The 10,096-nt window shown below is 28.2% G+C and carries 9 protein-coding genes, 1 pseudogene, 1 riboswitch and 1 other annotated feature; of the genes and pseudogenes, 8 read left to right on the forward strand and 2 right to left on the reverse strand.

All coding sequences use genetic code 11. From position 1 onward, the window contains the following. Positions 1 to 214 precede the first annotated feature (214 nt). Positions 215 to 335: riboswitch (SAM riboswitch) on the forward strand. 264 nt (positions 336 to 599) lie between these two features. From HF850_RS14850 to HF850_RS14865, 4 genes are all read left to right on the forward strand, one after another. Beyond that, positions 600 to 1,892, forward strand: a complete 1,293-nt coding sequence (locus HF850_RS14850; RefSeq protein WP_169106203.1) for an O-acetylhomoserine aminocarboxypropyltransferase/cysteine synthase family protein — start codon at positions 600 to 602, stop codon at positions 1,890 to 1,892. 343 nt (positions 1,893 to 2,235) lie between these two features. Next, positions 2,236 to 2,562, forward strand: a complete 327-nt coding sequence (locus HF850_RS14855) for a metalloregulator ArsR/SmtB family transcription factor (protein ID WP_169106204.1) — start codon at positions 2,236 to 2,238, stop codon at positions 2,560 to 2,562. A 122-nt stretch (positions 2,563 to 2,684) separates the two neighbouring features. Continuing rightward, complete coding sequence (locus tag HF850_RS14860; RefSeq protein ID WP_169106205.1) at positions 2,685 to 3,446, forward strand: SDR family oxidoreductase; 762 nt, start codon at positions 2,685 to 2,687, stop codon at positions 3,444 to 3,446. A 22-nt stretch (positions 3,447 to 3,468) separates the two neighbouring features. Next, positions 3,469 to 4,239 carry an EFR1 family ferrodoxin gene (locus HF850_RS14865; RefSeq protein WP_169106206.1) on the forward strand — a complete coding sequence of 257 codons (771 nt, stop codon included), beginning with the start codon at positions 3,469 to 3,471 and terminating at the stop codon, positions 4,237 to 4,239. A gap of 85 nt (positions 4,240 to 4,324) precedes the next feature. On the opposite strand, the gene HF850_RS14870 is transcribed toward HF850_RS14865, so the two are convergent. Further along, the gene (locus HF850_RS14870) at positions 4,325 to 4,738 is read right to left on the reverse strand and encodes an EamA family transporter (protein WP_169106211.1); all 414 of its coding nucleotides are present in this window, start codon (positions 4,736 to 4,738) and stop codon (positions 4,325 to 4,327) included. 248 nt (positions 4,739 to 4,986) lie between these two features. Between HF850_RS14870 and HF850_RS14875 the strand changes: the two genes are divergently transcribed. The 4 genes from HF850_RS14875 to HF850_RS14890 all read left to right on the forward strand — a co-directional run bounded on the left by HF850_RS14875 (position 4,987) and on the right by HF850_RS14890 (position 8,276). Next, positions 4,987 to 6,216 carry an NAD(P)-dependent oxidoreductase gene (locus HF850_RS14875; RefSeq protein WP_169106207.1) on the forward strand — a complete coding sequence of 410 codons (1,230 nt, stop codon included), beginning with the start codon at positions 4,987 to 4,989 and terminating at the stop codon, positions 6,214 to 6,216. A gap of 142 nt (positions 6,217 to 6,358) precedes the next feature. After that, a complete protein-coding gene (locus tag HF850_RS14880) occupies positions 6,359 to 7,105 on the forward strand; it encodes a hypothetical protein (protein ID WP_169106208.1) in 747 nt (248 codons plus the stop codon). 288 nt (positions 7,106 to 7,393) lie between these two features. Beyond that, positions 7,394 to 7,702: a thioredoxin gene (gene trxA / locus HF850_RS14885; protein ID WP_169106209.1), complete on the forward strand. Its 309-nt coding sequence runs from the start codon at positions 7,394 to 7,396 to the stop codon at positions 7,700 to 7,702. Positions 7,703 to 7,844: 142 nt separating this feature from the next. Next, entirely contained in the window at positions 7,845 to 8,276 is a 432-nt protein-coding gene (locus HF850_RS14890; protein WP_169106210.1) for a MarR family winged helix-turn-helix transcriptional regulator, read from the forward strand. 153 nt (positions 8,277 to 8,429) lie between these two features. On the opposite strand, the pseudogene HF850_RS14895 reads toward HF850_RS14890, so the two are convergent. Beyond that, positions 8,430 to 9,454: pseudogene (locus tag HF850_RS14895) on the reverse strand (transposase). Positions 9,455 to 9,616: 162 nt separating this feature from the next. After that, positions 9,617 to 9,898: a binding site (T-box leader), on the forward strand. The last annotated feature ends 198 nt before the right edge of the window (positions 9,899 to 10,096 follow it).

Genomic DNA, 10,096 nt, shown 5'->3' on the forward strand with positions numbered 1-10,096 from the left:
TGCATGGGAGACCGTGTGGAAGAGTAGGACGTTGCCAGGTAAGTATAGGATAGTTAGAAATAACTATCCTTTTTAGCATTTAAAAATAATTATTAAAATATACACTTTTCAAATAGATAGAAATATTTTCAAAAAAAGTATTGACACATACAGGAAAAATTTGTATTATTGATTCATGGCAATTCAATGAGAATACTAAAAATTAAATAAAAAGTTTTTATCAAGAAAGACGGAGGGACTGGCCCTATGATGTCTGGCAACCTGAATTATATATCATATATATTTAGTTTAAGGTGCTAATTCCTGCAGAAATATATTTTTCTGAGAGATAAAATATTAATTAGATTTATTAAGCTGTTTTCATTTTATCTTGAAAACAGCTTTTAGTTTTGGAGATATAAAAGCAAGGAGGGATTAAATAAGTTATTAGCAAATAAATACATGTACAGAAATGTATCTAAATGCAGATGAAAATATGAACTTTTATTTATACTTTTAGGCAGCTATTTTAGACTTCAAATCATAGTAAAATTATCATGAATATATGATTTAAACGAAAGCAATATTAAATTATAAAAAGTAAATGGGGGCAAAAAATTATGAGTAGAAATGAAGAAAGAAAATTAAAATTTGAAACATTACAATTACATGTAGGACAAGAAAATCCTGATCCAGCAACAGATTCAAGAGCTGTACCAATTTATCAAACAACTTCTTATGTTTTTAGAAACTGCGAACATGCAGCAGCAAGATTTGGGCTTCAAGATCCAGGCAATATTTATGGAAGATTAACAAATTCAACACAAGGTGTTTTTGAAGATAGAGTGGCAGCATTAGAAGGAGGAGTTGCAGGACTTGCAGTATCATCAGGGGCAGCAGCAGTAACATATGCAATTCAAAATATAACTAGAACTGGAGATCATATAGTAGCAGCTAAAACCATATATGGAGGCTCATATAATCTTTTGGCACATACTCTTTCAAGTTATGGAGTTACTACAACTTTTGTTGATCCTGAAGATGTATCGAATTTTGAAGAGGCTATTAAGGAAAATACAAAGGCTGTTTATATAGAAACATTAGGAAATCCAAATTCTAATATTATTGATGTTGAGGCAGTAGCACAAATAGCACATAAGCATAAGATTCCATTAATTGTTGATAATACTTTTGGAACTCCATATCTTTTCAGACCAATTGAACATGGAGCAGATATTGTGGTTCATTCAGCAACTAAATTTATTGGTGGACATGGTACTTCACTTGGAGGTGTAATAGTAGATTCAGGTAAGTTTGACTGGATTGGAAGTGGAAAGTTCCCTCAATTAACAGAACCAGACCCAAGCTATCATGGTATTAAGTTTGCAGAAGCAGTTGGAGCAGCAGCTTATGTGACAAGAATAAGAGCGATATTACTTAGAGATACTGGAGCAACAATAAGTCCATTTAATGCATTCATATTATTACAAGGTCTTGAAACATTGTCACTTAGATTAGAAAGACACGTAGAAAATGCATTAAAGGTAGTTGATTTCTTAAAGAATCATCCAAAGATTGAAAAAGTAAATCATCCATCATTACCAGATAGTCCTGATTATGAATTGTATAAAAAGTATTTCCCTAAGGGAGCAGGTTCAATATTCACTATTGAAGTTAAAGGTGGAGAAAAGGAAGCTAAACAATTTATAGATAAGCTTCAAATATTCTCATTACTTGCAAATGTAGCTGATGTTAAGTCATTAGTTATTCATCCAGCAAGTACAACACATTCTCAATTAAATGAAGAAGAATTAGCAGAGCAGGGAATTAAACCAAATACAGTTCGTCTTTCAATTGGAACTGAGCATATAGATGATATTATTTATGATTTAGCTCAAGCTCTTGAAGATTAAAATTACTAATCAGATTGACTTTGAAACTAAAAATAAATTAACTTAAATGTCAATTTCCATGAATATAAAAATTATATAGTCAAACATACATCATATATTTTATAGGGGATAAGTATCGCACACTGCTTATCCTCTTTTTTGGTATAAATAAGTATTTATTAGAGTATATATAACTTATAGGTAATTTATTTATAATAGTAGTTATGTTTAAAGAGTGTCGATATTGGGGGATAAGATTTTATTGACATATAAAACAAGGAGGTATATTATTATAATTCGATAAGAATCGAAGTATTGGTATGAAAACATGAAATTAATATATAAAAACTGTATGGAGGGAAGTATGGACACAAAAGAGTTGGCTAATATATTTAAAGCATTATCTAATGAAAATAGATTAGAAATATATCTTCAGATTTTAAAATCTAGTGAAAAGTCATTTGAAAATAATGAATGTGAATGCTGTTGTTTCATTACAGATATAATTAATAAATTCAATATTGGAGCCCCTACAATATCTCACCATTTAAAAGAACTTTTAAATGCAGGGCTTATAGTCACTGAAAAAAAGGGGAAATTCCTCATTGCAAGGGCTAACCAAGAATTAATTGATAAGGCATACAGTATGCTTAAAATAGAAAGAGATAGTTATAAAGATAATATAGATTAAGGAAATTTATACCATATTTGATATTTATAAATTATTTATAATATAGGGTAAGAATTGTTTTATAATTCGATATGTATCAAATTATAAAATATTAAGAGGAATTTTATAAGGAGGTTTACCATATGAAAGAAAATGTCCTGATTACTGGAGCAACTAGTGGAATAGGGTATGAATTGGCTAAAATATTTGCAGAAAATAAGTATAACCTTATAATATCAGCACGAAATAAGAATATGATGGAGTCAATAAAAATAGATTTTGAAAAGAAATATGGAATTAATGTTAGTATTTTTGAAAAAGATTTAAGTCAAAAAAATAGTGCTGCTGAATTATTTAATGAAGTTAAATCAAAAAATATTCAAGTAGATATTCTTATAAATAATGCAGGAGCAGGTTATGTTGGTGAGTTTTTAAAAGAGGATTTAGAAAAAGATGAATCTATAATGGAGCTTAATATGGATAGCCTTACTATTTTAACTAAATTATTTGCAAAGGAAATGGTAAAGAGAAGAAGTGGAAAAATACTAAATGTAGCTTCAACAGGAGCATATCATCCAGGCCCATATACAGCAGTTTATTATGCTACAAAGGCTTATGTATTATCATTTACAGAAGCACTTGCAGTTGAACTTAAACCTTATAATATTAAAGTTTCAGCTTTATGCCCTGGAGCTACTAAGACTAATTTTTCTAAGAATGCAGGAAAAAAAGATAATCCTACAGCTATGAAACCAAGTTATGTTGCTAAAAAAGCATATAAAGGGCTTATGAAGAATAAGACTACTATAATACCAGGATTACAATATAAGGTATTTGTTATGTTACCAAGAAAATTAGTAACTCCATTAATAGGAAAGTATCAAAATATTTTAAAAAAGAATTAATATAAGAAATGGAGATAATATTATGAAAATATTTGTTTATACATCAACAGGAAATTGTCTTTATGTGGCTAAGAAAGTACAGTCTCATTTTGAAAAATGTGAACTTTTATCTATTTCACAGGAATATAAAAAACAGAACTATAACATAGATGATGATGTTATAGGATTTATTTATCCTATTCACTATGCGGGACTTCCAATTTTAGCTCATAGCTTCTTTGAGCATTTAAAAATAAATCCGGATTCATATATTTTTACTATAGGAGTTTCAGGTGGAGGAAAGTCTGATGCTTCTTTTTATCAGGTTAGCAAGCTACTTGGAAGAACTTTAAATAATTCTCTTGAAGTTAGATATATATCAAACTATACAAGGCTAGGAACTAATCCAACAGAGAGTAGGGCTAAAGAAGCTATAGGAAAGTATGATGATATAATAGATCAGTTTGCAGAATCAGTAAAGAACAAAGAAAATAATATTAAACAATTTAAAGGTAAAATTATTGACTTTGAATATAATATATTTGTAAAAATATTAAGAGATAGAGATAAAAAGTTTAATGTTAATGATAAATGTATAAGTTGTGGCATGTGTGAAAAAATATGCCCTATAGATAATGTAAAACTTGTAGATGGAAAGCCACAGTGGAATGGAAAGTGTGTAGACTGTATGGCATGTATTAATATATGTCCTAAAGAAGCCATAAATATAGGAAAATCTACAATTAAAAAGAATAGATATAGAAATCCTTATATAAGTAGGAATGAATTAATTGATTTTGAGGGTAAAAATTAGAGTCAATAATTTATTAAATATAATTATGAGAAGTAGTAAGCCATGTTTACATACATCTCTTAAATTATAAAAAAATTCATGTATACTAAAGTATCATTATAAAAGTACCAATTGTTATGAATACACCACCAAGAATTGTTTTTATAGTGACAGTTTCCTTTAGTATTATAAATGCCATAATCATGCTGATAACAACACTAAATTTATCTATAGGTACAACTTTTGAAGCTTCACCTATTTGAAGAGCTTTGTAATAAAATAACCAGGATAGGCCTGTTGCAATTCCCGAAAGTATTAAAAAGATCCAGCTTTTTGTACCTATACTTGAAATCTGATTATGAGTTCCTGTGAAAAATACAATACCCCATGCCATAATTAAAACTACTATGGTTCTTATGGCAGTGGCCAGATTAGAACTTATGCCTTCAATACCGATTTTAGCGAGTATTGAGGTTGTAGCTGCAAAAAATGCAGATAAAATAGCAAATAAAATCCACATATTATTTCCTCCTTTTGAATTACCCATTTTTAAACCTCCTTTAATATAGGATATTTATTTAAGTATAAATTACATAATTGAGGTAATCAATAGTAATTGTGGACTATATTTATTAAGCAGTGAAAAATATTAGTTATATGATTTATTGATTTATTTAAATAATTTATATAAAATTAATTTTAAATGAAAGTTTAATAATTTACACATAAGATTTATATGTAATTAACATGAGAAGAGGAGAAATAATAATGATACAATTCAAAGATGAAGCTGATAGATGTCTTTTTTGTAAGAAACCAAGATGTAAGGAAAACTGTCCTATAAGTACTCCTATTCCTGAAATAATTTCACTTTATAAAGAAGGAAACCTTGATGAAGCTGGTAAGATGTTATTTGAAAATAATCCATTATCAGTAGTATGTGCATTAGTATGTCCACATGAAGATCAATGTAAAGGAAACTGTATAAGAGGAATAAAGGGAGAACCTATAAGGTTTCATGATATGGAATATGAAATATCTCAAAGGTATTTAGATAATTTGAAAGTAGAGAATGTAGATAAAAATAAAGATAGAATTGCAGTTGTAGGTGGAGGACCTGCTGGTATTACAGTTGCTTTCATATTAGCTCAAAAGGGATATAAGGTTACTATATTTGATGCTCATGAAAAAATTGGAGGAGTACTTAGATACGGGATACCTGAATACAGACTTTCAAATTCAATAATTGATGCTATGGAAGAAAAATTAATAGAACTTGGTGTTAGAATAAGACCTAATACATTAATTGGACCAGTTATAAGTATTGATAGATTAAAAGAAGATGGATACAAAGCAATATTTATAGGAACTGGGGTATGGAATCCTAAGACTCTTAATATAAAAGGTGAAACTCTTGGTAATGTACATTATGCAATAGATTATTTAAAATCGCCAAGCACTTATAGATTAGGCAGAAAGGTTGTAGTAATAGGAGCTGGAAATGTTGCTATGGATGCAGCCAGAGTGGCTAAGAGAAATGGTGCAGATGTTACTATTGTTTACAGAAAAGGCTTTGATGATATGCCTGCTACAAAACAAGAAATTAAAGAAGCTAAAGAAGACCAAGTTAAGTTTGATTTATTTAAAGCTCCTCTTGAAATAACAGAGCAAGGAATAAAAGTAGCATGCACTGAAAATGTTGTAGGAGAAGATGGAAGAGTATCTACTAAGATTCTTGAAGGTAAAGAAGAATTTATCGAATGTGATTCTGTTATCATTGCAGTTAGCCAAAGTCCTAAGAGCAATATAGTATCAAATACAACTGAACTTGATACAAATAAATGGGGACTTCTTGTAACTGATGATAAAGGTCATACAACTAAAGAAGGTGTATTTGCATCTGGAGATGTAGTTACAGGTGCTAAAACTGTAGTTAATGCTGTTGCTCAAGCAAAAGTTGTTGCTGAAACTATTGAAGAATATTGTGAAAATAATTAATAGTAAGAATAAATAAAATATGTAGAGCTATTTAATGAATATAAGGATTATATTATCTGTATAATTTATTAAATAGCTCTTATTTTTGTGTGTTAAAATATGGTAAAATATATAAAAAGAATTATGAATGGGGTTGAGGTATATGGTATTTTTTAAAAAGGAAGATGTGAAAGAAGAAAAAATAAGCCAAGCCAATGAAGTGAAGATTGTACCAAAGGAACTTGAGAACACAAATAAATCTAAGGTGAAAAGCTTATCACTATTGGATGCTGGTACTATGGAATATGTAATTAAAAATTTTCCTATAGTTTCTGAGGATATTAAAGATGGACTTTTAAATTTATCTGATATTCTTGAAAAGACAATTGATTATATTGAAGATAGATCAAGTGAAATTGTTAAAGAAAATAGAAATTTTAAATTAAGTCAGGTATATCGAGATACATCTATAGAAATATATAAAATGGTCAACAATATACAGGATTATATTTTATGGATGGATGAAGAATATAAAAAAAATAATTATAAAAATGAGGAAAAAAAAACTGAAGAAATAGAAGAGGATGAGCTACAGAAGGATGTAGATAGTAAAAATAATATATCTAACAGTCAAGAAATTGTTATTTTCAGTGACTTTACAGGAAAAGAACCAGAAGCATTTATTTTTAGAGATGATATTGTTAAAGTTGATGACTGGAATGACCTGCTTGTAAAAACTGCAGAAGTATTGACTAAAAAATATAAGCACAATAAAAACAGCAATAAAGTAGTTGGAACTTTTGATATTATAAATATTAAGAGTAATGAAAATGAATTTAGGGATACTGCAATAGAGATGTTAAATGAATATAAGATTTCTTTAGACCAGTTTAAAGTAATAGTTAAATAAATTTAGGAAAAAAAGAAGAGTACTCTATATAAAATAATTATTGATTTTTGTTAATTTAATAATTATTTTTATATGGAGTATTTTTCTATTGACAAGACAAGTTTTAAAAAGTAATATAATGATATAAATTAAATTTTGCAAAATTAAATTTTGTAAAAACATTATTTTTAATGTGCATACTTATAGGTAATTAAGTAAAAAATATTTATAAACAATTAAACATAAATTATTACAGTAAGCCATATGAGCTTACTATTGGAAATTTCAGATTAACGGAGGAATAGCAATATGAAGATAGTTAATAGTGCTGAATTCAGAGAAGAAATAAAAAGTGGAGTTGTATTAGTAGACTTTTTTGCTACTTGGTGCGGACCATGTAAAATGTTAGCTCCAGTTCTTGAACAAGTTAGTGAAGAAATGGCTGGAAAAGTAAATGTAATTAAAGTTGATATAGATCAATGTCCAGATTTAGCTGATGAATTTAAAATAGCAAGTGTTCCAACTATGATGGTATTCAAGGATGGCGTTAAGGTTGATATGCTTGTAGGATTCTTACCAAAGGATAGAATTACTGAAGTAATTAAATCACATCTATAATATGCATGTGTGCCTCAGATACCATTTGCCGTATTTGGGGCATTATTTAATGGAAGTGAATGTATAAGATTAAATTATGGGTGATTTATTATATGCATTTATAGTACAATGTAAGTAGAAACTTGATTAAGGAGATTTTACTATGGACAAATATGAAAAAATAAAACTTGATAATCAGCTATGTTTTTCTTTATATGCAGCATCAAGAGAAGTTATAAAATTATATAAATCATGCCTTGATAGATTTAATCTTACTTATACTCAATACATAGCGATGCTTGTTTTATGGGAAGACGAAAAGAGTACAGTTAAGGAAATTGGTAAAAGACTTCATCTTGATTCAGGGACTTTAACACCTTTATTAAAGAAAATAGAAAATATGGGATTAATAAAAAGATATAGAGATGTTAATGATGACAGAGTAGTTGTAGTTGAGCTTACTGAAGAAGGAAGAAAGCTTAAGGAGGATATAACTTGCGTACCAGATCAGATGTGCTGCAAATTAAATATGTCTGATGAGGAAATGTTAGAATTAAAAGATAGTTTAAATAATTTATTAGAAAAATTAGAATAGTTTATTTTATAGCATTTGGGTTTCCAATGCTATTTTTTTGTGTGAGTATTTGATATATGTATAAAAATTTGTTGTAAATATTAAAAAACTATAAATAAACAATTGAAAATATTGATAATAAGTAACTAGACTTGTGCAGTAAATAGGAAAAATTTAAGATACTAGTCCTAATTTGGAAATAGTGGACTTTAAACTTATCCCGTTATCTGCACATTCATGTGCAAATTCAACTATTTTTACCAAATAGTTGTTTCGGAAGTGTAATATTACATCTCCAATATTTTTAAATTTATATAATTTACCATATTTAATTCTGAAAAGCTCAAGAAAAGTATATGTTAGAAATATCATACTCCAATACCTATGTATTGATTCTAAGGATTGTATTTGAAATTCATCAAAACCAAGAGCAGTTTTATGATATCTATAGCTTACTTCAATATCCCATCGCTTTTCGTAATATGAAATTATAGTTCTATTATCAAGTGATACATCAGTACTTATAATAAATGATGGTTTATCAGATAAATCCTGTTTATTCCAACTTATAAGTACAACAGCATTTTCTATATCATTGAGTTTTCCTTCATATCTATAAACATAGTACTTGTTATTACTAGCGGTAACTACACTAGTTTCATTACTTTTAATGTATGAAGAAAACTTTCCAACATTAGTTTTAATACCAGCTGGATAGATAACTCTGTTAGATTTTATTCTACCAATAGTATGATAACCATTTATTAAACCGTGAAGCAAAATTTTTGCTGAAGTGTACCATGAATCAACCAGCAAATAGTTAGTTTTTCTTACTTAAAGTATCATCAATAATCAGGAATCCAACACCATTGTCTTCACAAGTATTAGAAATTTCAGTAATTGCATGAAATATACGTTCTTCCGTAACATATTCATGATTCCATGAATATGAACTTAGAAATCTTGAACCAGTACTTCTGTGTCGATTTGATGTAAGCTTGTTATAAGCCGAAGAAATGGTTTTATTGACTTCGGTTACAATTATTCCAGATATTAAATTTACCATATGATTCTTTATCGCAGAAGAATATGGCAGATTTAACTCTAAAATATAGTTGCTAATAAATTCATTTTGGTTTAATATAGTTGTCAGCATATAAATCTCCTTAGATTTTAGGTTGTCAGCATAAATCTAGCATGTTTGAGGTTTATATGCTACTTTTTTATGAAAAATTATACTGGTAAAATATCAACTATAATCCAATGGTAAATTTTCTTAAATTAATGCACAAGTCAAGTAAGTAAATTAAAATGTTGACAAGTTAGAAACAAAGGTGTATTATTACTTAAAAAGTTAGAAAAAAAATTCTATGAAAAGAAAAAGTAGGTAATAAAAATTGTTCTACAGAAAGTTGATGTATGATGAAAGTCAATGTTCAATGTATTACTGAAAATCATCTTGGAGAAGTGAAACTGAAATTTTAATAGTAAGTTTCAACGGAGATTCCACCGTTAAAAGGAAAGCGTATTATTTAGTACGTAGCTGGAGAGCTATAAATATTTTAACTTTATTATTTTATATAATTTGAGTTGATTTTATTTATGGAATTAGGGTGGTATCGCGATTAAACCTCGTCCCTTTGTATAGGGGGCGAGGTATTTTTTCGTTTACTCTATAGAGATGAGCATAATTGATCTTTAAAAAACTGAATATAGATTAGAGAATTAAAAATAGTAAAATTAGGATAACTATTAATAATATGACCTAAAAAAGGGCAGACTATCCCTATGAGGATAGTAAATGTAAAAAATTAGATTATCAAAGAGTTAGCTTGCACGCT

The sequence above is a fragment of the Clostridium sp. SM-530-WT-3G genome (genome assembly GCF_012843905.1).
GTDB lineage: Bacteria > Bacillota > Clostridia > Clostridiales > Clostridiaceae > Clostridium.